Consider the following 26,778-nt stretch of genomic DNA (forward strand, 5'->3'; position numbering starts at 1 on the left):
TTTGGAAGGATTCCTAACTAACCTAGCGTACCAGGCCACATTGTTGTCAGCTTGTGACACGACGTCGGCCGGTTTCCCGGGGTTCGACCCGCCTGCTGCTGGGATGCTGGGAACCATGGCCACCCCCCTGACCCGACTCGCCGACGGCACCGTGCTGCAGGTGAGCCCCCTCACGGGGACCCAGGTGTGGACCGTCCCCGGGCGCTCCCACCGACCGCTGGAGGCCGCCGACCGTCCCACGCACACCCTCGCTGCCGGCGAGAGCGAGCGGATGTGCCAGTTCTGCGCCGACCGGATGCTCGAGACGCCCCCGGAGAAGGCCCGCCTGGTGCACGACGACGCCGGTCGCCCCCAGCTGATGCGCGGGGTTCCCGCGAGCGAACTGTGGGAGACGCGGGCCGAACTGCGCCGGTTCGCGAACCTCTTCGAGATCGTCTCGATGACCTCCTGGCGCACCAACCACGGCTTCATCCCGCCGGCGGAGAGCGTGGAGGCCGCGCGCGCCTATCTCGCCGATCCCGCCGGCCTCGACCACGTGCGCGCCGTGCTCGCCGCACGCGAGGCCGCCGGCGGCGCCATCGCCCCCTCCACCGGGGACGCCGAGGGCCTGCTGGAGCCGACCGTGGACCTGCTCGCCGGCGCCCACGACCTCATCGTGCCGCGCCGGCACGTGATCGACGGCGCCACGCGGGCCGATGAGTTGGCCTTCTCCGGGGCGCTCAGCGCCAGGGAGCACCACGAGTTCGTCGCGTTCACCATCGACGCGCTCGCCGACCTCTACCAGCGCCAGCCGGCGGCACGCTACGTGGCGGTGTTCCAGAACTGGCTCAAGGCGGCCGGGGCGAGCCTGGAGCACCTGCACAAGCAGCTGGTGGCGATCGACTCCTACGGGCCCCAGGCGCAGCGGGAGATCCTCATGCTGCGTGAGGAGCCGAACCTGTACCAGCACGAGGTGATCGACCTCGCCCGGCGCGAGCAGCTCGTGGTGGCCGCCACCGACGGCGCCGTCGCGGTGGCCGGTGTGGGGCACCGCTACCCGAGCCTGGAGATCTACTCCACCTCCGCCCACCAGCTGCCGTGGGAGCACACCAGCGCCGAGATCGGCGCGATGTCGGAGTTGCTGCGCGCCCTGCACGTGGTCACGGGCGGGCACGTGGCCACCAATGAGGAGTGGCACCACCGGCCGCCGGACGTGCCCGAGCCGATGCCGTGGCGGATCGTGCTGAAATGGCGCCTCAACGTGCCGGCCGGGTTCGAGGGCGGCACAAAGATCTACGTCAACACGATCGACCCGTGGACCATGCGCGAGCGCGTGGTCACCGAACTGCTGGACCTGCGCGCGAGCGGCGCGCTGGGGAACGCGGCACCGATCCGCATCGGCCCCGAGGTGCGGGACTCCGACCTGCACCTGAACTACGCGGCGTCCGCGCCATCTGGAAAGGTAGGGACATGAGGATCGTCGTCGTCGGCGCCACCGGCAACATCGGTACCGCGCTGCTGCGCGCGCTCACCGCCCGCAGCAGCGTCACGAGCGTGGACGCCGTCTCGCGCCGCGGGCCCGGGCGACTGTCCCTGCAGACGCGGTATGCGCTGCGCCACCATGAGCTCGACGTGGCCACCCCCGAGGGCGCGCAGGCGCTGGGTGCCCTGACGGCCGGCGCCGATGCGGTGGTCGACCTCGCATGGGCGCACGACGAGCGCCCCGGGCGCGCCGGACGCACCACCGCCCTGAACCGCGACATCTCCCGCGGCGTGCTCGCCGCCGCCGCCGGGGCCAAACAGCTCGTGGCACTGAGCTGCGCCACCGCCTACGCGCCGAACTACGGCGCGGAGCCGATCGACGAGGACTGGCCCACCACGGGCGCCTCGGACTCCCCGCTCGCGCAGGACAAGGTCGCCTTCGAGGGGCTGCTGGACGCCTTCGCCTCCGCCCACCCCGGGGTGGCGCTCACCCGGCTGCGCCCCGCCACGACCCTGCAGGAGTCCGCCGGCGCCGAGCTGGTGCGCCGGCACCTGTCCGCCCTTGTGCCCCGGCTGGGTCTCGGGGAGGACGTGCCCGTGCTGCTGTGGCCCGAGGGCCTGGGGCTGCAGGTCGCCCACGCCGAGGACGTGGCAGCCGCGATCGTGGCGGCCGTGGAGCGGCGGATGCCCGGGGCATTCAACCTGGCCTGCGACCAGGCGCTGGACGGCGAGCAGGTGGCCGAGGCGATCGGCGCGAAGCGCCTGATCACCATCCCCCGCAGCGCCGCGAGCGTGGGTCACACCGTGGCGTGGTGGACCCGGCTGGTGCGCGCCTCGCCGCAGTGGCTGGACACCCTGGCCGCGATGCCCGCCCTGGACACCCAGAAGTCGCAGCGGATGCTCGGGGTGCGGGCCCAGTGGACCTCCACGGGCACGATCCGCGCCGCCGCGCGCGGCATTTCCGTGCGGCGTGAGGGCTGGACCCCGGCCCTGTCCCGGCACGACGCGGAGGAATGAGCGCGTGGCCGTGGAGTCCGAACTCTCGACGCCGTCGGCGGCGCCTGCCGCAGCGGGGGTGCCGGCGTCCTCGCAGCGCCTCGTTGCCCACCTCCCGGAGCACCTCACGCAGCGCCTGGCCCGCTACGTCACGGGCGCGAACGGCGACGCCGTCGAGGTCCGCTCCCCCGCCGACGACGCGGTGATCGGCTCGGTGCCGACCCACACCACCGACGACCTGACCGCACTCGCAGCCCGGGCCCGGGCGGCCCAGCGGGAGTGGGCGGCCTGGCCCCTGAGGCGGCGCCGCGCCGTCGTCCAGCGCTTCAGTGACCTCGTGCTGCGGGACTCGGCACTGGCGATGGACGTGATCCAGGCCGAGAACGGCAAGTCCCGCGTGGATGCGCTGGAGGAGACCCTGGACGTGGGCGTGTACGCCGGCCGGGCGGCGCGGCTTGCGCCCGCGGCGCTGCGCACCCGGCGCCACCGGGGCGCCTACCCGGTGCTGACCGAGACCGTGGAGGTGCGCCACCCGCTCGGGGTGGTGGGGATCATCAGCCCGTGGAACTACCCGTTCACCCTCGCCGCCTCCGATGCGGTGCCGGCGCTGCTGGCCGGGAACGCGGTGCTGCTGAAGCCCGACCTCGGCACGCCCTACTCCGCCCTGCTCACGCTCGCGCTGCTGCGGGAGGCGGGACTGCCCGAGGGTGTGCTGCAGATCGTGATCGGCGACGGCCCCGTGGTGGGCGACGCGCTGATCGACCACGTCGACTACGTCATGTTCACCGGCTCCACGGCCACCGGGCGGCACGTGGCCCAGCGGTGCGCCTCGCGGCTCATCGGCTGCTCCGCGGAACTCGGCGGGAAGAACCCACTCGTGGTGCTGCCCGATGCGGACATCGCGGCCGCCGCGAACGGCGCCGCCCACGCGAGCTTCTCCAACGCCGGTCAACTGTGCATCTCGATGGAGCGGATCTACGTGCACGAGGCCGTGGCGCAGGAGTTCACCGCCGCGTTCGTGGCCGCGACCGAATCGCTGCGCGTGGGCGTGGGCGCGAGTTGGGACCTGGACGTCGGCTCGCTGGCCTCGGCCGCCCAGCTCGAGCGGGTGCAGGCGCACGTGGCCGACGCCGTGACCTGCGGCGCGCGGGTGCTGACCGGTGGGCACGCCCTGCCCGAGGCGGGTCCGTTCGTGTTCGCCCCGACCGTGCTGACCGATGTGCCCCAGACGGCGCGGCTGGCCCGCGAGGAGACCTTCGGTCCGGTGGTCTCGGTGTACGTGGTCGGCTCCGAGGCGGAGGCGATCGCGCGCGCGAACGACACCGACTACGGGCTGAACGCGAGCCTGTGGACCCGGCGGCGGTCAGCGCGCGCTGTGGCCCGGCAGCTGGAGGCCGGGACCGTGAACATCAACGAGGGCTTCGCCGCCGCGTGGGGCTCACACGGCGCGCCGATGGGCGGGTGGAAGTCCTCCGGGCTGGGCCGCCGGCACGGCGTGGCGGGCATCGCCAAGTACACCGAGTCGCAGACCATCTCCCGGCAGCGCGGGCTCCCGGTGGCGCCGTGGCCTGGCCTGCCCCGCGCCGTCTATGCGCGCACGGTGCTGGCCGCGGGCCGCGTGCTCGCCCGCTGGGGGTAGTCGTGCGGGTCGACGCCAGCGCTGCCTGACTTCGCGGAGGGCGGATCGGCTTCGCTGGCGGCGGTTCTACGGCCAGCGCTCGCGCAGCCCTGAGCATCCGCGCAGGTCAGAGGTATGGCGCGGATGAGGACGCCTCACAGATCCGCCGTGCGCGAAGCCGACCCGCCGTGCGCGAAGCCGACCCGGCCCTCAGCGGCGCCGGGCGATCTCTCCCGCGGCCCGGGCCCGCTCCACGGCGCCCGGCAGCACCTGCACCACCCGCTCCACGTCCTGCGCCGTGGTGGTCCGCCCTAGGGTCAGCCGCAGCACGCTGCGGGCGTCGCGCTCGTCGTCGCCCATCGCCAGCAGCACGTGCGAGGGCTGCGTCACGCCGGCCACGCACGCCGCGCCCGCCGAGGCCGCCACACCCGCGGCGTCCAGGGAGAACAGCAGAGCGTCCACATCGGCGCCCGGGATCGTCAGGTGCACGTGCCCCGGGAGGCGACCTGCGCCGTCGGGCCCGTTCACCCGGACATCCGGCACCTCGGCGAGGATCCTCGCCTCCAGCGTGCTGCGCAGGGTCGTCAGGCGCGCCGACTCCGACTCGATCTCCCCCACCGCGTGCTCCACGGCCACCGCGAGGGATGCGGCGAGCGCCACCGGTACGGTCCCGGACCGCACACCGCGCTCCTGACCGCTGCCGTGCACGGTGCGCGCCAGGGGAACCGTACGCTGCGCGATCAGCGCCCCGATCCCCGCGGGCGCGCCGAGCTTGTGGCCGGACAGGCTCAGCGCGTCCAGGTCGCTCGCGGCGAAGTCCACCGGGAGGTGGCCCACGGCCTGCACGGCGTCGGAGTGCACGAGCACCGCGGTGCCGGCCGCCGCACGCACCCGAGCGACGACCTCCTCGATGGGCTGAATCGCCCCGGTCTCGTTGTTCGCCCACATCACGCTGACCACCGCGAGGGAGCCGGGATCCGCGAGCGCCGCGTCCAGCTCCGCCAGGTCCAGCACGCCCTCGCGTGTCACCCCCACGCGGGTCACCCTCCCGCCGTGCCGCTCCTCGATCGCCTCCGCCGCATCCAGCACGGCGTGGTGCTCGACGGCGGAGGTCACCACCCGAGTGCGGTGCGGATCCGCGGAGCGTGCGGCGAGGTAGCCGCCCATCACCGCGAGGGTGTCCGACTCGCAGCCGCCCGCCGTGAAGATCACCTCGGCGGGCTCCGCGCCCAGGGCGGCGGCGAGGCGTTCGCGGGCATCCTCCAGGGCGGCGCGGGCAGCGCGACCCGCGCCGTGCAGGGAGGACGGGTTGCCCAGCCGGGCGGCCGCCTGGCTGAAGGCCTCGATGGCCTCCGGGAGCACCGGCGCGGTGGCGGCGTGGTCGAGGTAGGTGGTCATTCGGCGACCTCTCGGGTGTCCGTAAGCTCGGAGCGGTGGGAGGGGTAGCCGAACAGCCAGGCCGCCACGAGGAAGCACACCGCACCGAAGAAGGTGCCGGCGTTGGTCCAGGCGAGGCTGACGGGGTCGCCGTCGGCAAACGTGAACGAGGCGACGGCGGAGATCCCGAAGAGCACCGATCCGGCCATGTTGATCCACGCGATCCAGTCCGAGCGGTCCGGCACGTGCTGGTGACGCAGCGCGCGCACCGCCGGCACGAGGGAGATGCCGGAGGAGACGAGGAAGGCGATCGACCCCACGGTGTCCGGCACCCACACCGCCACGTCCTGCACCCGGGCGCTGGAATCGAGGGTGAGCACGTAGTCGATGGTGTTCACGTTGAACAGGACGGTCCCGAAGGACTGCACCACGGCGGCCACCAGGTCCCCGGACCAGCCGCCGCGCGGCAGCCGGGCGCGCTTGTCAATGGACAGGTCCCGCACCGCCAGGGCGATCTGCATGAACCCCGCGGTGGTGAAGAACACGGCGCCGACGGCGTAGCTCAGCCCCCCGATGATCGCCGGCCAGTGCGGGGGTAGTTGCAGCAGCACCCCGAGCGCGAACAGCGCGGAGCCGATCACGAAGGTCAGGCCGGTCCGGCGGACCAGGACGTCCCGGGTGATGGGCTCACGGGTGCTCGGCCGGCGCCTGCTCATCAGTTCTCCCCCACCCGGTCACCGAGGCGCTCACGCAGCCAGGCGATGCACACCTCGCCCTGGGCCCGCTGGAAGCCCCGCAGGTGCGGGATGCCCGGAGGTGGCGGCTGCAGGGAGGAGCGCACGAAGTAGCCGGCGATCGCCGCGATGAAGGAGGTCACGGCCTCGGGAGCCGCCGCACGGCCGAGCGGGTGTCGCCGCAGCATCTCCTCCGGTGCCGGCCCACCCTCCAGGTGCAGCGAGGGCAGCCAACCGACCAGATCGGTGAATCCCGCCCCGGCGACGGCGTGCGGCCAGTCGATCGCGACCGCGTTGCTCTCATCGAGCAGCACATTGTCGCGGCGCAGGTCGTGGTGCAACAACCGGTCGCCGTCGCAGTGTGTCGTCCACGTCCCCTCGATACTCGCGAGCGCGTCAAGGTTCCCGGCCAGCCACGGGTCGAAGGTCTCCAGGCCGGGGTGCGGTTCGCCGGCCAGCCTGCGCAGCCCCTCGTACCGCGCCCGCTCGACGAGGCGATCCAGGCTGTCAGGAGCGGTGATCTCGGCGAGCCGTGCGGTCAGGTGCGCGACGGCGTCGAGCGCCTCGCTCCGCCACGGCAGGGGGGGCACGCTCCCGGGGTGGGCGTCGAAGACGAGCACCACCCAGCCGGCGACCTCGTTCGACCACCGCAACGACGGCGTGGGGGTCCCGGCCGGCAGCACCGCGGCGATCTCGGCCTCGCGGCGGTGGAGCGCTACCGTGTGAGGGTTCCCCGCCAGGAATGCTGCCTTGAGGAACACCTCGTCGTGGTCGGTGGTCAGGGTCAGGGCCGGGCCTGGCGAGTACCCGTGGTCGTGGCTGCGCCACTGGATGACCGCGCCGATGCGCTGCTGGACCGCGGCGCGCAGCGACTCCGGCAGTTGCGGCCAGGTCGGCCGGCGCCTGCTCATCGCGGGCTCAGCCATCGCGGACTCACCCGGCGGTGCCGCGGCGCTCCCGCACCAGGCGCGCGGCCTCGGTCAGCACGTCGGCGGCGTCGCCCACCACGGCCAGGTCGGCGATCTCCATGATCGGCGCCTCCGGGTCGGTGTTGATCGCGACGATGACCTCGGCGGCCTGCATCCCCAGGCGGTGGTGCGGAGCGCCGGACAGTCCCGCGCCGATGTACAGGCGTGGCTCGATCATGGTGCCGGTCTGCCCGACCATCGTCTCGTGGCCGATCCAGCCCTCCTCCACGATGTCGCGGGTGGCGCCCACGGCGCCGCCGAGGGCGTCGGCGAGGTCGCGCACCGGGGTCAGGTCGCCCTCGAGTCCGCGGCCCCCGGCAACCACCACGGCGGCCTCGCCGAGCGCGGGACCGGCGGCTGCGCCGTCGTGCGCGGTGACCTCCAGCACCTCCACGCCGTCCCCCTCCCCCAGCTCCAGGAGGGTCGGTTCGCTCAGCGGCTGGGCCCCCGGCGTCGTCAGTGGCTTGCCGAGCACCACCGCGGGGCCGGTGACGGCGCAGGTCGCGTCCCAGGTGCCGCCGAGTTCACGCTTCTCGGCCACCAGGGACTCCCCCTCGGCGTGCAGGGTGTGCACGTCGATGAGCAGTCCCGCGCCCAGGGCGTGTGCGGCGAGCGCCGCGACCTCCTTGGCGATGAGGGTGGAGGCCAGGATGAGGGTGTCGGCGCCGACCTTGCGGACGGCGGCCACCATCGCGGCGGCCTTCTGGGCGCTGCTCCCGGCGGGCACCCGCACCGTGTGGACCGCACCGATGCCGGCGGCCATGGTCTCCAGTCCGGCTAGGGCATCATCCGGGGTGTAGGGGCCCACCGAGATGACGACGACGCGCTGCGCGCTCATGCTCCGACCTCCAACAGGCCACGCTCGGCGAGGGCATCGACCAGGGCTCCTGCGCCGTCCAGCACCTGCGCCGGTGGCCTCGGGGGGCGCGGCGCGTGCGCGGTGATCCGGGTGGGCGATCCGGCGGCGCCGACCTCGTGGGCGGCTAGGCCCACGTCGGCGGCGGTCAGCGTGGTGACGCCGGCCTTGCGGGCGGCCATCATCGTGGTGAAGTTCGGCACGCGCAGCGCGGCGATCGTGTCGGAGACGGACACCACGGCCGGCAGCGGGGCGCGCAGCCGCTCGGAGCCGGTGGGGGTCTCACGCGTTGCGGTGACCGTTTCGGGGGTGACCTCGAGGCTGGTGGCGCAGGAGATGATCGGGCGGCCGAGCTCAGCTGCGAGGAGGGCCGGGACCACGGAGCCGAGCCCGTCCAGGGCGGACATGCCGGCGACGACGAGGGCGAACGGCTCCCCGTTCGCCTCCTCGAGGTGCCGGGCGGCCGCGGCGAGGACACGGGCGGTGACCACGGCGTCCGAACCCGCCAGGGAATCGTCGCTGACGTGCACCGCTGCGCCGGCGCCGACCTGGAGTGCCTTCTTCACCGCGGCGACCGCGCCGGCCGGGCCCATCGTCAGGGCGGTGACCTCGGCGGGGGTGCCGGCCGCGCCCAGGGCGTCGGCGGCGCGCAGCGCGGACTCGATCGCGCCCTCGTCGAGCTCGTTGAGCACGGCCTGGGAGGACTCCCGCACGAGGGTGCCCTCGGCGCCGAGGCCGCGATCGGAGGTGATGTCGGGGACCTGCTTCACCAGGACGAGGATGCGCATGCCCCTAGCCTGCCACCTGCCGCGGGGTGGGAACCGGTGCGGGCCAGTGGCCACCTGCACCGGGTGAGGCCGATCCGCGACGTTTCGTGGCGTTCACATGACGGTGCAAGAATGCCCCCCACCATGACGATGACTGCTGATCCGACGCACGCGACCCCGATGAACGCCCCGGCGCCCGTTTCCGACCTGCCGGCGCTCAGCCTGGCTCGCCTGGGCGCGCACCTGCGCGGCGACGGGGTCGACGTGGTGGTCGTGGCCGCCCAGGCGGATGCGGTGGACCTGGTGCTGCTGGAGGGCACGCGCGATGCCCTCACCGAGCGGCGCATCGGCCTGATGCGCGCCCGGCACGGGCTGTGGCACGCGCACGTGCCGGGCGTGGTGGCCGGGCAGCGCTACGGGCTTCGTGTGCACGGTGCGTGGAACCCCGCCGCGGGGTTGATGCACAACCCGCACAAGCTGCTGCTGGACCCCTACGCGCGCGGCGTGGTCGGCGAGCTGGACATGGTGCCGGAGGTGTTCGGCCACGAGGTCGCCGACGTCAAGCGCACCGACCGTGACCTCGGCCTGCCGGACTCCCGGGACAGCGCACCCTTCGTCCCCCACGGTGAGATCGTGCCCGATCCCCTGGACGCCGAGGTCGAGGCGCGGCTCGCGCGCCGGCCGCGGACCCCGTGGTCGCAGACCGTGATCTACGAGGCGCACGTGCGCGGGCTCACCCTGCTGCGCGAGGACATCCCGGAGGACCTGCGCGGCACCTACGCGGGCATCGCGCACCCGGTGATGATCGACCACCTCAAGCGCCTCGGGATCACGGCGCTGGAACTGCTGCCGATCCACGCCTCGGCCACAGAGCACGCGATCGCCGCCGCCGGGCGCACCAACTACTGGGGGTACTGCACCCTGGGTTACCTCGCACCCGAGCCGCGCTACGCCACCGCAGCCGCCCGGGCGGCGGGAGGCTGCGCCGTCGAGCGTGAGGTGATCGACATGGTCGACGCGCTCCACGCCGCCGGCATCGAGGTGATCCTCGACGTCGTCTACAACCACACCTGCGAGGGCGGGATGGACGGTCCGCTGCTGAGCTGGCGCGGGCTGGACAACACCGGCTACTACCTGCACGACGGCGGGAGCCCGGCCCGGTACGCCGACGTCACCGGGACCGGCAACTCCCTGGACTTCCGGCGCCAGCGGGTGGTCCAGCTCACCTTGGACTCCCTGCGGCACTGGGCCGGGGTGATCGGCGTGGACGGCTTCCGATTCGACCTCGCCGTGACCCTGGGGCGCAAGGCCGGTGAGTTCGAACCCGACCACCCCTTCCTCGTGGCGATGGCCTCCGATCCGGTGCTCGCGGACGTCAAGACGATCGCGGAGCCGTGGGACGTGGGCCCCTCGGGGTGGCGCACCGGGCAGTTCGCGCCCCCCATGCACGAGTGGAACGACCGGTTCCGGGACGCGGTGCGTCGGTTCTGGCTGGCGGACGCGAGCGCGCTGTCCCGCGGCGGCGGCGTCCCCCACGACCTGCGCGACCTGGGCACCCGCATCTCCGGTTCGGCGGACATGTTCCATCACTTCGACCGCGGGCCCGAGGCGTCGGTGAACTACGTCACCGCGCACGACGGCTTCACGCTCGCCGACCTCGTCAGTTACGACCACAAGCACAACGGCGCCAACGGCGAGAACAACCGGGACGGCTCGAACAACAACCTCTCCTGGAACCACGGGTCCGAGGGGCCGGTGGACGCCAACTCCCCCGCCGCGGACATCCTGCCGGTGCGGCGCCGCTCGATCCGCAACGTGCTCGGCACCCTCCTGGTCTCCTCCGGCACCCCCATGATCACCGCGGGAGATGAGTTCGGGCGCACCCAGCAGGGCAACAACAACGCCTACTGCCAGGACTCCCCGATCTCGTGGGTCAACTGGCGCCGCTCCAGCAGTCAGCTCGCCCTGGAGCGGACCGTGCGGTACCTGCTGGAACTGCGCGCCGCCAACCCGGCGCTGCGCCCGGTGCGATTCGCCTACGGCCGACCGCGCTCCAACGAGCCGTTGACGGACCTGTCGTGGTTCGCGGAGGACGGCACTGAGATGAGCGGCTCCGCGTGGCACAACCCGCACCGCCGGGTGCTGCAGATGCGGCGCGCCTCCGGGGCGGCCGCACACCCCAGGTCCATGGACGCCGACGGCCTCGAGCAGGCCCGCGACGCGCTGGTCATGATCAACGGCGCCCTCAACGAGGTCGACACCGTGATCGCTCCCTCCCGCGGCGGCGGCTGGGAGCTGGTGTGGGACTCCGTGTGGGAGTCACCGGAGGAGCTGCGCGACGCCGCGATCGCCACGGCCGTGCACCCGCGCCCGGGCGAGCGGGTGACGTTGGAGCCGCTGAGCATGCGGATCTACCTGGAGCAGAAGCCGGCGCGCTGAGCCTGCCCGACTTCGCTGCGCGGAGGCGACCTTTCTGCGGAAGGCGGCTGCGCAGCGGAAGGCGGCTGCGCCGTCGTGCCTCTCAGGTGTGAGGCACCTACGGGTGCGACTCCCACACCGGGATGAACTCGGCCTCACGATCGACCCATTCCCCGCCGATCCCGGAATCCACGAGCGGTGAGAGGGCCTCCCTCGCACCGCCGACGACGGTGAACGCGCTGTCGATGTCGGTCCAGACGAACCAGGACCGATCGTGCGGCCAGAACATCGACGGCGACTGGCTGGCGTGGAAGTCGTCGAATCGGCGTGCCTGCGCGAGCGGGCCGGAGTACAGCATGAAATCCTGCCCAAGCCCCGCACCGAACGGCGTGAGGTAGCCGCCCCTCGGACGGCGCACCAGGGAGTCCGCGTGCTGCTCCTGGTACCGGCGCAGCGCGCGCCGTCGCGCCCAGGGGGTCGTCCAGGCGGGGAACGCCATCAGCGGAACCGACGCCGTGTGACGGCGCGGGTCGGCATCCGCGTCGATCAGCCAGGCCCAGCCGGACCACATCGCGAAGTGGCACACCTGCCCACCGGTGACGGGCGCCAGGACCGCCAGGAGGCGATCGAGTTGATCGCGCTCGTCGGGCTCGCTGACGGAGGAGCGCTGCACGAGCGTGGCGGAGTTGTCCTGCGGGTCGGCGCTGTTGGGGAGGCGGACGTGCGCCTCATAGCCCTCGGGCACGCCACCGCCGAGGCTGCCGGGGGTTCCCAGCAGCGGCGCGATCCACTCCCCGGCGCTCGGATCGTCCCAGTCCATGTGCATGGGGCGAGCCTCGCACCGGGTGACGGGAGGGTCAATCGGATTCCTGCGCCGTCGGGCCGGCGCCTGCAGAACCACCTCGAGGTGGCTGCAGAACCCCCTCGCGTCAGTCGCCGAAGCCGGTGCCGACCTTCCGCGCCGCCGCGACCCAGTCGTGGTCGGTGGGGACGAGCTTCACCCTCCCCGCCACGTCCTCGAGCGGGACCGGCGCCGTGCCCTGGCCCCGCGCCGCGACCATCACGCCGGAGACGCCCTCTGCCACCAGATCGGCGGCCGCGGACCCGATGCGGGTGGCGAGCTCGCGGTCCGCGGCCGAGGGTGACCCCCCGCGCTGCACGTACCCGAGGATCGTCACGCGCGCCTCCAGGCCGGTGCTGGCCTCGAGCTCGCGGGCGAGCTTGAAGGTGTGCTCGCGCTGGTTGTCCTCCACGTGCTTGAGGTGCTTGCGGGCCGCCGCCCGGGCGTCGGGGTCCTTGGAGTTCTTCACCAGGAGGCGGGCGGCCTCGTAGTCGGCGGTGTCCTCGGCGTCGCGGGCTCCCTCGGCGACCGCGACCACGGAGAACGTCGAGCCCTGCTCGGTGCGGCGACGGATCGTCTCGGCCACGCTCTCCACCGTGTAGGGGATCTCGGGGATGAGGATGATGTCGGCGCCACCCGCCACGCCCGCCCCCAGGGTCAGCCACCCGGCGCGGTGACCCATGATCTCGGTGAGGATGATGCGGTGGTGGCTGTGCGCCGTCGAGTGCACCCGGTCGATCGCCTCGGTGGCGATCTCCATCGCGGTGGCGAACCCGAAGGACGTGTCCGTCTCGGCAATGTCGTTGTCGATCGTCTTGGGCAGGTGGATCACGTTCAGCCCAGCCTTGACCAGGCGCATCGCGTTCTTCGCGGTGCCGCCGCCCCCGAGCATCACCAGCGCGTCGAGGTTGTTCTTCTCGTAGTTCTCCACCACCCGCGGCACCATGTCCACCGGCCCCTCGTCGGTCGGGAACTTGTGCACCTTGTCCCGCGAGGTGCCCAGGATCGTGCCGCCCACCGTGAGGATGCCGGAGAGCGCGGAGCCTCCCAGGTCGATCGTGCGGTTCTCGACCAGACCGGTCACGCCGTCGCGGAACCCGATGAGTTCCATCCCGTGGTAGCCGATCGCCGCCTTGCCGAAGCCGCGGATGGCGGCGTTCAGGCCGGGCGAATCGCCCCCGGCGGTGAGGATTCCGACGCGCTTGCTGGCCATGCTGCCTCCCTGGCTCGGTGTCCGACGACGCCCAGTGTGGCGCAGCCATGTGTCCGGCATGCAACACGCAGGTCAGCGATTCCCGAGCGCCCAAGGGCCGCACGGGTCACCACACGCGCGCAACCCACCCCCACATACGCGCCGTCCGCGCCACGCGGCGCGCCTGCGTGCGCATTTGCCTCACGATGAGGATTCACCACCCGGCGATGGGTGTGTCGGCCGCCCAGGGGGTGACCCGGGGCAGCCGCCCCGATAGGTTCGAGGGGTGAGCATCGAGATCCCGCGCCCCACGCCCCGCGTCCCGATCGGTCGCATCCCGGTCATCGACGTCGCCCCGACCTTCGAGAACGGCCGCTGGCCCACCAAGGCGGTCGTCGGCGAGGTGGTCACGATCCGCGCCACCGTGTTCCGCGAGGGGCACGACGCCGTCGCGGCCAGCCTGGTGCTGACCTCACCGACCGGCGAGGAGACCCGGGTGCGGATGGACTGCGTCAACGCGGGCCTGGATCTGCACGTCGCCCAGATGGTCCCCACCAGCGAGGGCGAGTGGACCTTCCATGTGGAGGGGTGGAGCGACCCGTGGGCCACCTGGGTGCACGACGCCGAGATCAAGGTCGCCGCCGGGATCGACGTGGAGCTCATGCTCGCCGAGGGCGCGATCGTGCTCGAGCGCGCCGCACGGGAGCGGGAGGCGAGTACCCCGGGGGCGGTGCTGCTGGAGCGCACGGCCACCTACCTGCGCGACCTCTCCCAGCCCGCGATGTCCCGCTTCGCCGCGGCGCGCGCCCCTCAGGTGGATCAGGAGCTCGCGAGCGACCCGCTGCGTGACTTCGTCTCCCCCTCGGCGGCCTATCCGCTCACCGTGCACCGTGAGCGTGCCCTGTACGGCGCGTGGTACGAGATCTTCCCGCGCTCCGAGGGCGCCTGGCAGAACAGCGACGGCACCTGGAACTCCGGCACCCTGCGCACCGCCGCCGCCGGCCTGGACCGGGTGGCCGCGATGGGCTTCGACGTCATCTACCTCACCCCGATCCACCCGATCGGCACCACCAACCGCAAGGGCCCGAACAACACCCTCACCGCCGGCCCCGCGGACCCCGGATCGCCCTACGGCATCGGCGCCCCCGAGGGCGGCCACGACGCCATCCACCCGGACCTGGGCACCTTCGCCGACTTCGACGCGTTCGTGGCCCGCGCCCGGGAGCTCGACCTCGAGGTCGCGCTGGACATCGCGCTGCAGGCCTCCCCGGACCACCCGTGGGTGGCCGAACACCCGGAGTGGTTCACCACCCGGGCCGACGGGTCGATCGCCTACGCGGAGAACCCGCCGAAGAAGTACCAGGACATCTACCCCCTGAACTTCGACAACGACCCCGAGGGCATCTACCAGGCGATGCGGGACATGATCATGCTGTGGATCGAGCACGGCGTGACGCTCTTCCGCGTGGACAACCCCCACACCAAGCCGCTGGTGTTCTGGGAGCGTCTGTTGGGCGAGGTGGCCGAGAGCCACCCCGAGGTGCTGTTCCTGTCCGAGGCCTTCACCAAGCCCGCGATGATGCGCACCCTGGCCGCCATCGGGTTCCACCAGTCCTACACCTACTTCACCTGGCGCACCGAGAAGGCCGAGATCGAGGAGTACCTGCGGGAGGTCTCCGGCGACCTGGCCTCGGTGATGCGGCCCTCGTTCTGGCCCACCACGCACGACATCCTCACCCCCCAGATGCAGTCCGGTGGGGTGACGGTGTTCGCGATCCGGGCGGTGCTGGCGGCCCTCGCCTCCCCCACCTACGGCATCTACTCCGGTTACGAGCTGGTGGAGAACGTGGCCCGGCCCGGCGCGGCGGAGCAGATCGACAACGAGAAGTACCAGTACGTGGCGCGCGACTGGCAGCGGGCCGAGAGCATCGGCATCTCCCGCCTGCTGACCCAGCTCAACGCCATCCGCCGCCGCCACCCCGCGCTGCAGCAACTGCGCAACCTCACGGTGCACGCCACCAGCGACGACGCGATCCTCGCCTTCTCCCACCACCTGGCCCCCGAGCACTCCCCCACCGGGCAGGCGGACACCGTGATCGTGGTGGTGACCCTCGATCCGTTCGCCACCCGGGAGGGTAGTGTTTACCTGGACCTGGCAGCACTGGAGCTGCAGGCCGCGGCGGGTGCCACGTTCACCGTCACGGACGAGCTCTCCGGTGCCACCTGGCAGTGGGGAGGAGAGAACTACGTGCGACTCGATCCGCGATTCAACGTCGCTCACGTGCTGCGGGTGAGCCATGCCTGAGGTGGCCATGCCTCCCCCCGAGACCACCGATCAGCGCAGGATGCCCGACGGCACTGCGTCCACGGGCACAGCACCCGTGGACCGGCGGGCGGACGATCCGCAGTGGTACCGCAGCGCCGTCTTCTACGAGGTGCTGCTGCGCGCCTTCGAGGACACCACCGGCAGCGGCTCGGGCGACATCAACGGCCTGATCAACCGGCTGGACTACCTGCAGTGGCTGGGCGTGGACTGCCTCTGGCTGCCCCCGTTCTTCCCCTCACCGCTGCGCGACGGCGGCTACGACGTGGCCGACTACACGGCGGTCGCGAGCCAGTACGGCACGATCGAGGACTTCCAACGCCTGGTCACCGAACTGCACGCCCGCGGCATGCGGATCGTGATCGACCTGGTGATGAACCACACCAGCGATGCGCACCCGTGGTTCCAGGCCTCCCGCAGCGACCCCGAGGGGCCCTACGGCGACTACTACGTGTGGTCCGACACCAACACCGGCTACCAGGACGCCCGCATCATCTTCGTGGACACGGAGACCTCGAACTGGACGTTCGACCCGGTGCGCAAGCAGTACTTCTGGCACCGCTTCTTCTCCCACCAGCCGGACCTGAACTTCGAGAACCCGGCCGTGCAGGAGGCGATGTTCGACGTGGTGCGGTTCTGGCTGCGCACCGGCGTGGACGGGTTCCGCCTGGACGCCGTGCCCTACCTCTTCGAGGAGGAGGGCACCAACGGGGAGAACCTGCCCGCCACCCACGAGTTCCTCGCGGACCTGCGCGCCATGGTCGATGCGGAGGCGCCCGGCACGGTGCTGCTGGCGGAGGCCAACCAGTGGCCGCAGGACGTGGTCGCCTACTTCGGCACCCCCGAGCGGCCCGAGTGCCACATGTGTTTCCACTTCCCGGTGATGCCGCGCATCTACTACGGGCTGCGGGACCAGCGTGCCAACAACATCCGCGAGATCATGGCGGAGACCCCGGCGATCCCCGAGGGCGCCCAGTGGGGCACGTTCCTGCGCAACCACGACGAGCTCACCCTGGAGATGGTCTCCACGAACGAGCGCGCCGCGATGTACGGCTGGTACGCGGACGACCCACGGATGCGCGCCAACATCGGCATCCGGCGGCGCCTCGCGCCGCTGCTGGGCAACTCGCGGGCCGAGATCGAGCTCGCGCACGCCCTGCTGATGTCCCTGCCCGGTTCCCCGTGCCTGTACTACGGGGACGAGATCGGGATGGGGGACAACATCTGGCTCCCGGACCGGGACGGGGTGCGTACCCCGATGCAGTGGACCCCGGACCGCAACGCGGGCTTCTCCTCGGCCGACCCCGGCAAGCTCTACCTGCCGGTGGTGCAGTCCTTGGCCTACAACCACGCGGCGGTGAACGTGGAGGCCGCACAGGCCCAGCCCACCTCTCTGCTGCACTGGATCCGGGGGCTGCTCGCGGTGCGCCGCGCGCACCCGGCGTTCGGCGCCGGGGAGTACGTGCCCTTGGAGTCCGACGCCGAGGAGGTGCTGGCGTTCCTGCGCCGGCTGCCCGGACGTGAGGGCGGTGAGACGGTGCTGTGCGTGGCCAACCTCGCCAACACCCCACGCACCGCGACCATCACCCTGCCGGACATCCCCGGCGGCACGTTGACCGATCTGTTCGGCGGTGCAGCCTTCCCGCCGATCGTGGACACCGGCAGCGGGCAGGGCAGCGTGATGCTCACCTTCGGCTCCCGTGACTTCTTCTGGTTGGAGGTGGGCTGATGGCCATCCTGCACCCGGAGGCGAGGCTGAGTCCCTCGAAGTTGGACGTGCTCGCCCGCTGGATGCCCAGGCAGCGCTGGTTCGCGGACAAGACCGGCGGTGAGCCCTCGCTGCGTTACCTCGGCGGGTACCGGATCGACGACCCGGCCGGCGAGGTGGGCGTCGAGGTACTGATCGTGGCCGACGACGCCCCGCTGGCCACCGGAGGTTCCCCCGTCACCTACCAGGTGCCGCTGACCTACCGCGGGCGGGAGGACCCCGCCCTCGCGCACGCCCTGCTCGGGGTGGCGAACCACTCCGTGCTCGGCACGCGCTGGATCTACGACGCCCCCCACGACCCGGTCTTCGCCGCCGGCCTGCTGGGGGTGCTCATCGGCACCGCGGCGCCGCAGGCGGGACGCGTCTCCGAGACGCCCGAACCGCGGGTGGTGGGCCACACCCTGGCCGATCGCCGCGACCTGGTGCTCGCCCAGCACGGGGTGCTGCGCGGGGAGCAGTCCAACACCTCCATGATCCTGCAGGTCACCCACGCGGCGGGCGGGGAGGCGGACCCGGTCATGGTCAAGCTCTTCCGGGTGCTCGCGGCGGGCAGCAATCCCGACGTCGAGGTGGCCGGGGCGCTCACCGCGCTCGGGTCCCCGGTGGTGCCGCCCGTGATCGGGTCGATCGACGGCGCCTGGCAGGAGGCCACGAGCGGCGCCGAGGTCACGGGGCAACTGGCGTTCGCCCAGACCTTCCTGCCCGGAGTGGAGGACGCCTGGCGGGTGGCGACCCGCGCGGCCGCCGCCGGGGAGGACTTCACCGCACCGGCCCGTGAACTCGGCGAGGCCACCGCCCGCCTGCACACCGATCTGGCGCGGGCCCTGGGTCGCACCGCGGTCACCGAGACGGAGAAGGAGCGCCTGCTCACCAGCCTGCGCCGCCGCGCGCAGGACGCCCAGAGCGTGTTGGGGGACTCGCCTCAGGTGAGCGACGCCGTCGAGCACCTCATCGCCGAGTTGGACGCCCTGTCGCACTGGCCTGATCTGCAGCGCATCCACGGCGACTACCACCTCGGGCAGGTGCTGCGCACCGCCCAGGGCTGGGTGGCGATCGACTTCGAGGGCGAGCCGCTGCGGCCGCTCGCGGAGCGCTCGCTGCCGGATCTCGCGCTGCGGGACGTGGCCGGGATGCTGCGCTCCTTCGACTACGCGGGTGGCAGCGCCGAGCTCACGGGCCTGGACGCACGCGCGTGGGTCGCCGCCGCCCGGCAGGCGTTCCTCGCCGGGTACGCGCCGGGCGAGGACCACGCCACCGCACTGCTGCTCGGTGCGCTCGAACTGGACAAGGCGCTGTACGAGGCCGTCTACGAGGCCCGCAACCGCCCGGACTGGCTGGAGATCCCCCGCGCCGCGCTGCGCCGCCTGCTGACCGGCACCCCCGACCCCGAATCACCCACCACAGATGGAGACACTATGTCCGCCTCACCGCGGCCGCGCGTGGTCGACCACGCCGTCCTGGGCCCCGTGGCCCGGGGCGAGTACCCGCTGCCGCATGATGTCCTCGGTGTGCACCTCGACGACGACGTCGCGACCTTCCGCACCCGCCGCCCCCTTGCACAGTCCGTCACCTTCCTCGTGGCCGATCCCGCCGGCGGTGAGCCCGCGCGGCTGGAGGCCGAGCACGAGGTGGACGGCATCTGGGTGGCGGCCGCCGGATGGGCGGGTGAGGGCGTCCCGGACTACCGGGTGGAGGTGACCTACGACGGCGTGGCCTCCGTGGTCGACGAGCCGTACCGGTTCTGGCCCACGGTGGGCGAGATGGACCTCTACCTCATCGGCGAGGGCCGCCACGAGCGGCTGTGGGACGCCCTCGGTTCCCACGTGCGCACCTACCCCTCCGCCTTCGGGGAGGTCAGCGGTGTCTCCTTCGCGGTGTGGGCCCCGAATGCCTCCGCGGTGCGGGTGGTGACGGACTCCACCGGCTGGGACGGCTCAGCCGCCGCGATGCGTTCCCTGGGCGGCAGCGGCGTGTGGGAGTTGTTCCTGCCCGGCGCCCGCGCCGGGCACCGGTACAAGTACGAGATCCGGCATCAGGACGGCTCCTGGCACCAGAAGGCCGACCCGATGGCCCGGGCCACCGAGACGCCGCCCGCCACCGCCTCGGTGGTGACGGACTCGGACTACACCTGGAACGACGACGCGTGGATGACGGCGCGCGCCGCCATCGATCAGCACAACACCGCGATGTCGGTCTACGAGGTGCACCTGGGCTCGTGGAAGAAGGGGATGAGCTACCGCCGCGCCGCGGAGGAGCTGGTGGAGTACGTCACCTGGCTCGGTTTCACGCACGTGGAGTTCATGCCGCTCGCGGAGCACCCGTTCGGCGGCTCCTGGGGGTACCAGGTGACCTCCTACTACGCGCCCTCGGCGCGGTTCGGGAACCCGGACGAGCTGCGGTACCTGATCGACCGCCTGCACCAGGCCGGGATCGGCGTGATCCTGGACTGGGTGCCGGCGCACTTCCCGAAGGACGACTTCGCCCTGGCGCGTTTCGACGGGACCGCGCTGTACGAGCACCCGGACCCGCGGCGCGGGGAGCAGATGGACTGGGGCACGTACGTGTTCAACTTCGGCCGCACCGAGGTGCGCAACTTCCTGGTGGCCAATGCCAGTTACTGGCTTCAGGAGTTCCACGTGGACGGCCTGCGGGTGGATGCGGTGGCCTCCATGCTCTACCTGGACTACTCCCGCAAGGACGGGGAGTGGGAGCCGAACATGTACGGCGGCCGGGAGAACCTCGAGGCGATCTCGCTGCTGCAGGAGGCCAACGCCGTGGCCTACCGATCCGCCCCCGGGGTGGTCATGATCGCGGAGGAGTCCACCTCCTTCCCCGGCGTCACCCGCCCCACCGATCACGGCGGGCTCGGGTTCGGCTTCAAGTGGAACATGGGGTGGATGAACGACACCCTGCGCTACATCGCCGAGGACCCGGTGAACCGGCGCTACCACCACGGCGAGCTGACGTTCTCCCTGATCTACGCCTTCTCCGAGCAGTTCATCCTGCCCTTCTCCCACGATGAGGTGGTGCACGGGAAGGGCTCCCTGCTGGGCAAGATGCCCGGCGACCACCGCACGAAGCTCGCCGGGGTGCGGGGGCTGCTGGCCTACCAGTGGTCCCACCCGGGCAAGCAGTTGCTGTTCATGGGCCAGGAGTTCGCCCAGGGCGCGGAGTGGAACGAGGAGCGGGGCCTGGACTGGTGGCACCTGGACGACCCGGGCCACCGGGGCGTGACGGACCTGGTGCGCCGGATGAACGCGATCTACGCCGCCGAGCCGGCCCTGTGGGGCGATGACCACTCCCCCGCGGGCTTCCAGTGGCTGGACTCCAACGACGGCGACCGCAACGCCCTGGTGTACCTGCGGCGTTTCGAGGACCGGGTGATCGTGTGCGTGCAGAGCTTCGCGGGTGCCACCCACGAGGGGTACCGGATCCCGCTGCCCTCGGGTGGCACGTGGCGCGAGGTGCTCAACACCGACGCCGAGGAGTACGGCGGCTATGGCGTGGGCAACCTCGGTGCGGTGCAGGCGCAGGAGACGCCGCACTACGGGCAGCCCTACTCCGCGGACATCCGGCTGCCAGCACTCGGCGCGGTGTGGCTGGTCCCGGAGGAGCAGGCCTGAACCACCGGTGACGGCAGCGGGGCCCGCAGCGCGTTGCTGCGGGCCCCGCTGCGGTCTCGGCTGCTCCCTTTCCCCTGCGCAAGGGCACGCTCGGCGCGAGATCCCCCTCGCCGAGCGAGGGGTTGGGCCGCCCCAGCGCGCGCAAACCCTGCGCAACCACCCGCTCGGCGAGGGTGGGTCTGCTCCTAGAAGAGCGCGAGGGAGAGGTTGCGGCGTGCGGCGCGCAGTTCCTCCGAGGCGGGGTCGACGAGCTCGAACAGCTCCACGAGACGCTTGCGGGCGCGCTCCTTGTCCTCGGCGGCGGTGACCTGCACCACCGCGATGAGACGGTCGAACGCGGCGCCGGCTCGCCCGGCCCCGATCTCGACGTCGGCGGCGAGCAGCTGCGCGTCCACGTCGCGGGCGCCGGCGGCGTCCGCGGTCGCGATCGCCGCCGCGGGGTCCTCGACGGCCTCGAGCCGCTCCATGAGCGCGACCTGGGCGATCCCGATGCGCGCGTCCACGTCACCGGGGTTCTCGTTCAACGCCTTGGTGTAGGCGGCCGTGGCGCGTGGGTAGTCGCCCGCCTCGATGGCCGCGTACGCCTCGGCGTGCAGCGGCGGGAGCTCCGGCTCCGGCTCCGGTTCGGGCTCGGGCTCGGCGTCGGCCCCGGGGACCGTCCCGGTGACACCCGCCTGCGCGGCGGCCTGCAGCACCTGGTCGAGCACCTGCTGGATCTGCTCGGCCGACGGCGCTCCCTGGAACAGCGGGAGGGGCTGGCCCTGGATCACGGCGACGGCGCAGGGCACTCCCTGCACCCCGAAAGCCTGGGTGATCTCCGGCTGGGTGTCGGCGTCCAGGCGGGCCAGGACGAAACGCCCCCGGGCCGCCACCGCGGCCTGCTCCAGCGACGGGGTCATCTGCTCCCCCGCGGCGGTGCGGCTCGCGCCGATCGCCACGATCACCGGGACTGTGGCGCTGGACTCCACCACCTGCTGGAAGTTCTCGGGCGACAGGTCGACGATGACCCCGGCGGGCGCCTGCCGCGCCGCGGCCTGGGAGTTCGCGGCTGCCGCCTCCTGGGCGGGGGTGGGCTTCTGGAGCATCGAGAGGTCGACCGCGCCGCGCGGGTCGAAGTGGGGCTGGCTCATGGGTCCTTCTCGTTGACTGCGGTTCTTACGCCTGGACGTCCTACGGTATCGAGTGCACCGGCTACTCGATGCGCTCGACCGAGGCCAGCACGCGCTCCGCGCCGAGCAGACGCACGGACTGGTCCTCCGCGTCGGCCGGCGGGATGTAGAGCGTGACCATGGAGCGGTAGGTCGCCTCGGCGGCGTTCTCGACAGCCTCCTCGCCACCCAGCTCCGCCATCTCGCCGGCGAGGTTGAGCTCGGAGTCCTCGACCGTGCGCCGCAGGGTCACGGTGGTCGTGAGGTCGCCCATCACCAGGGCACCACCCTCGGCCGTGCCGATCGCGAAGACGATCTCTCCCGGCTCCACGGCCTGGTCCACATCACCGGCAACCTCGATGCCCTCGACGATCCCGTCGAGCTCCTCGCGAAGGAACGTCCGGTAGTCGTCGTCGGCGAACTGGTCGGCGTACTCCGAGGTGCGGAGGTCCAGCACGTCCGCGAGACGCGTGAGGGCTTGTGTCGGCGTCATCACCAGCCCCTCCTGGTCGGCCGTGACCGGGGCGCTGCCGACGGAGATGTCCGCGAAGGTCGGCGTCTCCACGCCCGGAAGCAGCAGCGACCAGGCGACCAGGCGGTAGGGATCGCGCGGTCCCTCCTGCACGATCCCGAGGTAGAGACGCAGCGCGGAGTCCGCATCGGGCTCCGTGACCGCCAGCAGCGACCGTGGCCAGGAGTCGGAGGCCGTGATCACGTCGAGGTCGGTCTCGGTCCACAGTTCCTGTGGCGTCGTCTCACCGCCGGTCGCGACCTCGAGGGCGTACTGGGCCTCACGGATGTCGGTGGCCGGGGCCGTGACACGATCGCCCAGTTCGGCGGCGTCGTCCGCCTCGTCCGCGGCCTCGATCGAGGCCGCGATATCGGCGAGGATGTCCTGGATCTGGATCTCGCTCAGGGCCGGCGGGGCGTACTCGGGCACGGTGGGCGCCTGGAGCTCGGGGACCACGTCCTCCGAGCAGGCGGCCAAGGTCAGCCCGAGAGAGGCGGCCAGGGTCAGCGAGAACATACGCGCGCGCATCACCGCTCCTCACGCTCCGATCGGGTCTGGTCATCGGGATCAGCGGGCTGCGTCCGGGCGCCGTCGGTGGTGGCGTCCGCATCGGCGTCCTGACCGTCCGAGGCTCCCGGCAACGCCGCAGCGGCCTCGCCCGAACTCGCCACGCCCCAGCGCCGCCGCCACGCCGAGGCATCCGCGATGCTGACCCTGGCGCGCGGCTCGCCTGCCGTGGCCCCGTCGAGCGTGGAAGAACCCGCGGACTCCTCGCTCTCGCCGCGCAGCCAGGCGGGGTAATCGGTTGCCGCGTCCGTGGTCGGCTTGTGCTCGGCGCCCGCGCCCTCCCCCAAGGGGATCTCGGCCGCGATCGCCTCGAGTTCCGCGGTGCTGGCGTCCTCGCCATGAATGCGCCGCATCTCGCGCAACTGGCGGCGGGTGAGTCGGGGCGCTCCAGGAGCCGCCACAGCGGTCGTGGGCACATCGGTCGTGGCTGAGACCGGGCCGTGGTCGGGATCGCCAGGGGACGTCTCGTCGCTGCTCGATGGGGAGGCGGGGCCCGCGGCGCCACCGGAGTCCGTGCCGCGCGAGCCGACGTCGCCGGAGACCACTGGGTCGGCGTCTGCGGACTCCGCGGCCTCGGGCTCCTCACTCGGCGCGGACTCGGGGTGAGCGGGCTGGTCCTCCTCGCCCTCGGCCGAACGCCGGCGCGATGGGAGGAAGGACCAGACAACCAGGATCAGCCCGACCACCACGGCGGCGGTTCCGCCCGCCACCAGGGGCATCACGTACGGCGTGGAGACCTCGCGGTCCCAGGTGAAGGTCACCGTCGGTGCGGCGCCCTCCTGGCCGTCCCGCACGATGAACAGCACGGTGCGGTCCTCCGGCTGGAACCAGGGGAACTCCAACGTCCCCTCGCCCTCGCGGAGTCGGGTCCACATGTCGCTGCCGACCGGGGACGGGATCTCCTCACTCTCGGCGGACTCGCCGTCCTCGCCCTCGGCGGCCTCGCCGTCGGCAGGATCGGGTTCCACGAGTTCGGTGGTCAGGTTCTCCCAGTCCGCCAGACCCGTGATCGCGAGATAGGGCAGGTCTCCGATCCATCCCTCGACGTCGACGTCACGCCCCTCGATCACCGTGACCGCCTGGTCGGCACCCGCGGCCGTGACCGTGATGTCCACCTGGTCGTTCACGATGCCGGCCACGCCGGGTTCCACCACCACGAACGGCACCTCGGCGCTCTCGTGGGTCGCGGACACCACCTCGGACGTGCGCCAGGCCGTGGCGGACAGAATGCCGAGCACCACGGCGGCGATGCCCAGGACCACCAAGGTGATCCCGACTATCCGTCGCACCATGTGGGCGTCTCCTCACTGTGTCGCATCGCACCTAGCACGCCTGTGAGCATGGCAGGCCGGGGCCGCGTCGGCGACCGCAGCATCCCAGACTACCCGGCAAGGCTGAAGGGTGACTGGGAACCTCGCTCACCGGACCTGCACAACATGGCCCGCGGAATCCCCCGCTGGGCGGGATACGCTGAAGAGCCCACATCGGCACCCCCGACCCGGAGAGCACATGAGCGTGGACCGTCCCGACTTCCCGTCCGTGATGCGCGGCTATGACCGCGCGCAGGTGGATCAGCACATCGCGGATCTCAATCGTGCCCTCGCCGAGGCGCGACGGCAGGTCGAGGCGTCCGATGCCGAGTCCATGCGACTGTCCGGGCAACTCAGTGAGGTGCAGCGGGCGCTGAGCGAGGCGGAGTCACCGACGTACGCCGGGCTCGGCTCGCGCATCGAGTACCTCCTGCGATCGGCCGAGGAGCAGAGCACGGACGTGCTCTCGCAGGCAACGGCGAAGGCCGACGGCCTGGTCTCCCGCGCGAGCGCGGAGGCCGCCCGGCTGGCCGAGCGTGCGGAGCGCGAGGCCGGGGACCTGGTCACCGGCGCCCGTCGTGAGGCGGAGCAGTTGCTCACCGAGGCGCGCAACGAGGCGACCGCCACGCGGGATGCGGCAGCGCTGAACGCCTCCGAGATCGTCGCTTCCGCCGAACGTGAGGCAGCCGGGCTGCGAAGCGCCGTGGAGTCGGAGGTCGCCGAGCGTCGCGCCACCCTGGAGCGCACGCTTGCCTCGCGCGAGGCCGAGGTGACGCGCGCCACCGAGGAACAGCGCGTGGCGAGCGAGGCCAAGGCGCGCGAGATCGTGTCCGAGGCGACGCAGCAGGCGCGCGCCACGCGTGCGGAGGCGGAGGAGTTCGCGCGCACCACCCGGGAGGCCGCGTCGGAGTTCGACCGCACTACCCGCGCCGAGGCGGAGGAGTTCGCGCGCACCACGCGCGAGGCCGCCGAGGAAGCAGCGCGGGCGGCGCGCAATACCGCAGAGGAGCACGCTCACCGGCTGCGCGCCGAGGCCGAGTCCTTCGCCGCGGAACTGCGCGAGCGGGTCCAGCGCGAGACCGATGACGCCGCGGCTGCCGCGCGCGCGGACATCGAGCAGCTCACCGCCGATGCGCAACGCCGGGCCGATGAACTCACCGAGGAGGCCGCTGCGGCCCGTGATGCCGGCGACCTGGACATCGCCCGACGGCGTGAGGCCGCCGAGGCCGAGAACGCCGAGATCCACGAGACCGCCCGGGCGGAGGCGGAGCGCCTGATCTCCGACGCGCAGGCACAGGTCACCGAGGCGGAGGAGCGCGTGGTGAAGGCGCTCGCCCGTGCGGAGGAGATTGCCGGCACCTCCGAGTCCAGCGCGCGGACCACGCTCAGCGCGGCGCGCGAGCAGGCCGAACGGATCCTCACCGAGGCCAAGCGCCAGGCTGAGCTCACCACCTCACGGGCCGAGGAGGAGGCGGAGCGTCGCCTCGACTCGATCCGGGGCGAGGTCTCCGACCTGGAGAAGCAGCGCGAGGACATCACGGCCTACCTGGACGAGGTCCGCGGACTGCTCGGCTCCCCGAGCCTTCCGGAGGCGGGACTCATCGCGGGCGCCGATCGCGCCGAGCGGAACCTGCGCCAGGCGCGGGCCGCCGGTGAGTCCGATGCCGGCTCTGCCTCGAACTCCGAGGACACCGGCGACACCGCGAGCACCAGCGAGACCAGCGATGCGGACTCGTCGGCAACCGACGAGACCCAGGTCCTCGAGGCCACCGCCGAGGAGAGCGGCGGCGAGACCGAGGCCGAGACCGAGACCGACGAGGAGAGCGCGGACCGGTGACCGCCACCCCGTCCCCGGGTTCATCCCCCGACCCATCCGGCCACACGCCGGACACGTGGGCCCAGGAACGCCGAGAGGCGGCCGCGGAGCAGGAGCGGCGGTTGCGGGAGCGCAAGGAGGCCGAACACGCCCACGCGCAGGAACTGATCGACGAGTTCCTGGCCACGGCAGCCGAGCGCGCCCGTCCCCCCGAGCCGCTGGTCGTGCAGGGGTACAAGGGCGGACATGCGCGGACACCCATCTCGGGCTGGTACCTCAAGGTCGACCGCAGCGTGGGCCTGGGAACCGACGGGCGCTTCTACGTGCTGCGGTCCGACCTGACCCTGCTGGAGCGGCTGCGCGGCACCACCCCACGGGCCGTACCGCCACCGATGATCGTGGGCGCCGGGGGCGGCGACGGCGAGACGATCGACATGAAGGCGGCGCTCGCGCGTCACCTGCGCCGCTGACGCCCTCGCCGCCG

General features: G+C 72.4%; 19 protein-coding genes. 9 read left to right on the forward strand and 10 right to left on the reverse strand.

Translation table 11 applies throughout. The features are described from left to right. Window positions 1-115 precede the first annotated feature (115 nt). From ATL40_RS09140 to ATL40_RS09150, 3 genes are read left to right on the forward strand one after another with little or no spacing between them, the layout of a single operon-like run. Window positions 116-1,453, forward strand: coding sequence for a DUF4921 family protein (locus ATL40_RS09140; RefSeq protein WP_098469269.1), 1,338 nt, complete (start codon window positions 116-118; stop codon window positions 1,451-1,453). Next, window positions 1,450-2,478 (forward strand): NAD-dependent epimerase/dehydratase family protein, encoded by a 1,029-nt coding sequence (locus ATL40_RS09145; RefSeq protein WP_098469270.1) that lies wholly within the window; start codon window positions 1,450-1,452, stop codon window positions 2,476-2,478. The genes ATL40_RS09140 and ATL40_RS09145 overlap by 4 nt, the downstream gene beginning before the upstream one ends. Before the next feature lie 4 nt (window positions 2,479-2,482). After that, window positions 2,483-4,096, forward strand: coding sequence for a succinic semialdehyde dehydrogenase (locus tag ATL40_RS09150; protein WP_169925926.1), 1,614 nt, complete (start codon window positions 2,483-2,485; stop codon window positions 4,094-4,096). 189 nt (window positions 4,097-4,285) lie between these two features. Here the strand turns inward: ATL40_RS09150 and ATL40_RS09155 are convergent, their stop codons facing one another. The 5 genes from ATL40_RS09155 to ATL40_RS09175 are packed head-to-tail and all read right to left on the reverse strand — an operon-like array spanning window position 4,286 to window position 8,798. Beyond that, the gene (locus ATL40_RS09155) at window positions 4,286-5,473 is read right to left on the reverse strand and encodes a cysteine desulfurase family protein (RefSeq protein ID WP_098469272.1); all 1,188 of its coding nucleotides are present in this window, start codon (window positions 5,471-5,473) and stop codon (window positions 4,286-4,288) included. Continuing rightward, window positions 5,470-6,168, reverse strand: a complete 699-nt coding sequence (locus ATL40_RS09160) for a hypothetical protein (protein WP_098469273.1) — start codon at window positions 6,166-6,168, stop codon at window positions 5,470-5,472. The genes ATL40_RS09155 and ATL40_RS09160 overlap by 4 nt, the downstream gene beginning before the upstream one ends. Further along, window positions 6,168-7,112 (reverse strand): phosphotransferase, encoded by a 945-nt coding sequence (locus tag ATL40_RS09165; protein WP_098469274.1) that lies wholly within the window; start codon window positions 7,110-7,112, stop codon window positions 6,168-6,170. The genes ATL40_RS09160 and ATL40_RS09165 overlap by 1 nt, the downstream gene beginning before the upstream one ends. A gap of 7 nt (window positions 7,113-7,119) precedes the next feature. Further along, complete coding sequence (locus ATL40_RS09170; protein WP_098469275.1) at window positions 7,120-7,992, reverse strand: electron transfer flavoprotein subunit alpha/FixB family protein; 873 nt, start codon at window positions 7,990-7,992, stop codon at window positions 7,120-7,122. Beyond that, window positions 7,989-8,798: an electron transfer flavoprotein subunit beta/FixA family protein gene (locus ATL40_RS09175; protein ID WP_098469276.1), complete on the reverse strand. Its 810-nt coding sequence runs from the start codon at window positions 8,796-8,798 to the stop codon at window positions 7,989-7,991. The genes ATL40_RS09170 and ATL40_RS09175 overlap by 4 nt, the downstream gene beginning before the upstream one ends. A gap of 129 nt (window positions 8,799-8,927) precedes the next feature. Between ATL40_RS09175 and glgX the strand changes: the two genes are divergently transcribed. Further along, on the forward strand, window positions 8,928-11,216 hold the full coding sequence (glgX, locus tag ATL40_RS09180) for a glycogen debranching protein GlgX (protein WP_098470395.1): 2,289 nt from the start codon (window positions 8,928-8,930) through the stop codon (window positions 11,214-11,216). A gap of 97 nt (window positions 11,217-11,313) precedes the next feature. Here glgX and ATL40_RS09185 read toward each other — a convergent pair whose 3' ends face one another. Continuing rightward, on the reverse strand, window positions 11,314-12,021 hold the full coding sequence (locus ATL40_RS09185) for a hypothetical protein (RefSeq protein ID WP_098469277.1): 708 nt from the start codon (window positions 12,019-12,021) through the stop codon (window positions 11,314-11,316). 103 nt (window positions 12,022-12,124) lie between these two features. Continuing rightward, window positions 12,125-13,249 carry a 6-phosphofructokinase gene (locus ATL40_RS09190; RefSeq protein ID WP_098469278.1) on the reverse strand — a complete coding sequence of 375 codons (1,125 nt, stop codon included), beginning with the start codon at window positions 13,247-13,249 and terminating at the stop codon, window positions 12,125-12,127. 265 nt (window positions 13,250-13,514) lie between these two features. On the opposite strand from ATL40_RS09190, the gene ATL40_RS09195 reads away from it, so the two are divergent. From ATL40_RS09195 to glgB, 3 genes are read left to right on the forward strand one after another with little or no spacing between them, the layout of a single operon-like run. Continuing rightward, a complete protein-coding gene (locus ATL40_RS09195; RefSeq protein WP_098469279.1) occupies window positions 13,515-15,533 on the forward strand; it encodes an alpha-1,4-glucan--maltose-1-phosphate maltosyltransferase in 2,019 nt (672 codons plus the stop codon). Next, window positions 15,526-17,280: a maltose alpha-D-glucosyltransferase gene (gene treS, locus ATL40_RS09200; RefSeq protein ID WP_098469280.1), complete on the forward strand. Its 1,755-nt coding sequence runs from the start codon at window positions 15,526-15,528 to the stop codon at window positions 17,278-17,280. Before ATL40_RS09195 ends, treS begins: the two co-directional genes overlap by 8 nt. After that, complete coding sequence (gene glgB / locus ATL40_RS09205) at window positions 17,280-20,942, forward strand: 1,4-alpha-glucan branching protein GlgB (protein ID WP_098469281.1); 3,663 nt, start codon at window positions 17,280-17,282, stop codon at window positions 20,940-20,942. Before treS ends, glgB begins: the two co-directional genes overlap by 1 nt. 185 nt (window positions 20,943-21,127) lie before the next feature. Here glgB and ATL40_RS09210 read toward each other — a convergent pair whose 3' ends face one another. The 3 genes from ATL40_RS09210 to ATL40_RS09220 form a co-directional block, all read right to left on the reverse strand. Beyond that, window positions 21,128-22,072 carry a tetratricopeptide repeat protein gene (locus tag ATL40_RS09210; protein WP_098469282.1) on the reverse strand — a complete coding sequence of 315 codons (945 nt, stop codon included), beginning with the start codon at window positions 22,070-22,072 and terminating at the stop codon, window positions 21,128-21,130. A 61-nt stretch (window positions 22,073-22,133) separates the two neighbouring features. Then, window positions 22,134-23,129 carry a DUF8094 domain-containing protein gene (locus tag ATL40_RS09215; protein ID WP_098469283.1) on the reverse strand — a complete coding sequence of 332 codons (996 nt, stop codon included), beginning with the start codon at window positions 23,127-23,129 and terminating at the stop codon, window positions 22,134-22,136. Next, window positions 23,129-24,460 (reverse strand): prolipoprotein diacylglyceryl transferase, encoded by a 1,332-nt coding sequence (locus ATL40_RS09220; protein WP_098469284.1) that lies wholly within the window; start codon window positions 24,458-24,460, stop codon window positions 23,129-23,131. The genes ATL40_RS09215 and ATL40_RS09220 overlap by 1 nt, the downstream gene beginning before the upstream one ends. Window positions 24,461-24,677: 217 nt before the next feature. Between ATL40_RS09220 and ATL40_RS09225 the strand changes: the two genes are divergently transcribed. Together ATL40_RS09225 and ATL40_RS09230 are read left to right on the forward strand one after the other, a co-directional pair. Beyond that, window positions 24,678-26,315 (forward strand): coiled-coil domain-containing protein, encoded by a 1,638-nt coding sequence (locus tag ATL40_RS09225; RefSeq protein ID WP_098469285.1) that lies wholly within the window; start codon window positions 24,678-24,680, stop codon window positions 26,313-26,315. Continuing rightward, window positions 26,312-26,764 (forward strand): hypothetical protein, encoded by a 453-nt coding sequence (locus tag ATL40_RS09230; RefSeq protein ID WP_098469286.1) that lies wholly within the window; start codon window positions 26,312-26,314, stop codon window positions 26,762-26,764. Before ATL40_RS09225 ends, ATL40_RS09230 begins: the two co-directional genes overlap by 4 nt. Window positions 26,765-26,778 lie beyond the last annotated feature (14 nt).

This window comes from Serinibacter salmoneus, from assembly GCF_002563925.1.
Classification (GTDB): Bacteria; Actinomycetota; Actinomycetes; order Actinomycetales; family Beutenbergiaceae; genus Serinibacter; species Serinibacter salmoneus.

What these genes read in the sequence shown, in the direction of transcription:
- ATL40_RS09140 (WP_098469269.1), top strand. Translation starts at nt 116, where the DNA reads ATGGCCACCCCCCTGACCCGACTCGCCGACGGCACCGTGCTGCAGGTG.
- ATL40_RS09145 (WP_098469270.1), top strand. Translation starts at nt 1,450, where the DNA reads ATGAGGATCGTCGTCGTCGGCGCCACCGGCAACATCGGTACCGCGCTG.
- ATL40_RS09155 (WP_098469272.1), bottom strand. Translation starts at nt 5,473, where the DNA reads ATGACCACCTACCTCGACCACGCCGCCACCGCGCCGGTGCTCCCGGAG.
- ATL40_RS09160 (WP_098469273.1), bottom strand. Translation starts at nt 6,168, where the DNA reads ATGAGCAGGCGCCGGCCGAGCACCCGTGAGCCCATCACCCGGGACGTC.
- ATL40_RS09165 (WP_098469274.1), bottom strand. Translation starts at nt 7,112, where the DNA reads ATGGCTGAGCCCGCGATGAGCAGGCGCCGGCCGACCTGGCCGCAACTG.
- ATL40_RS09170 (WP_098469275.1), bottom strand. Translation starts at nt 7,992, where the DNA reads ATGAGCGCGCAGCGCGTCGTCGTCATCTCGGTGGGCCCCTACACCCCG.
- ATL40_RS09175 (WP_098469276.1), bottom strand. Translation starts at nt 8,798, where the DNA reads ATGCGCATCCTCGTCCTGGTGAAGCAGGTCCCCGACATCACCTCCGAT.
- glgX (WP_098470395.1), top strand. Translation starts at nt 8,928, where the DNA reads ATGACTGCTGATCCGACGCACGCGACCCCGATGAACGCCCCGGCGCCC.
- ATL40_RS09185 (WP_098469277.1), bottom strand. Translation starts at nt 12,021, where the DNA reads ATGCACATGGACTGGGACGATCCGAGCGCCGGGGAGTGGATCGCGCCG.
- ATL40_RS09190 (WP_098469278.1), bottom strand. Translation starts at nt 13,249, where the DNA reads ATGGCCAGCAAGCGCGTCGGAATCCTCACCGCCGGGGGCGATTCGCCC.
- treS (WP_098469280.1), top strand. Translation starts at nt 15,526, where the DNA reads ATGCCTGAGGTGGCCATGCCTCCCCCCGAGACCACCGATCAGCGCAGG.
- glgB (WP_098469281.1), top strand. Translation starts at nt 17,280, where the DNA reads ATGGCCATCCTGCACCCGGAGGCGAGGCTGAGTCCCTCGAAGTTGGAC.
- ATL40_RS09210 (WP_098469282.1), bottom strand. Translation starts at nt 22,072, where the DNA reads ATGAGCCAGCCCCACTTCGACCCGCGCGGCGCGGTCGACCTCTCGATG.
- ATL40_RS09215 (WP_098469283.1), bottom strand. Translation starts at nt 23,129, where the DNA reads ATGCGCGCGCGTATGTTCTCGCTGACCCTGGCCGCCTCTCTCGGGCTG.
- ATL40_RS09220 (WP_098469284.1), bottom strand. Translation starts at nt 24,460, where the DNA reads ATGGTGCGACGGATAGTCGGGATCACCTTGGTGGTCCTGGGCATCGCC.
- ATL40_RS09225 (WP_098469285.1), top strand. Translation starts at nt 24,678, where the DNA reads ATGAGCGTGGACCGTCCCGACTTCCCGTCCGTGATGCGCGGCTATGAC.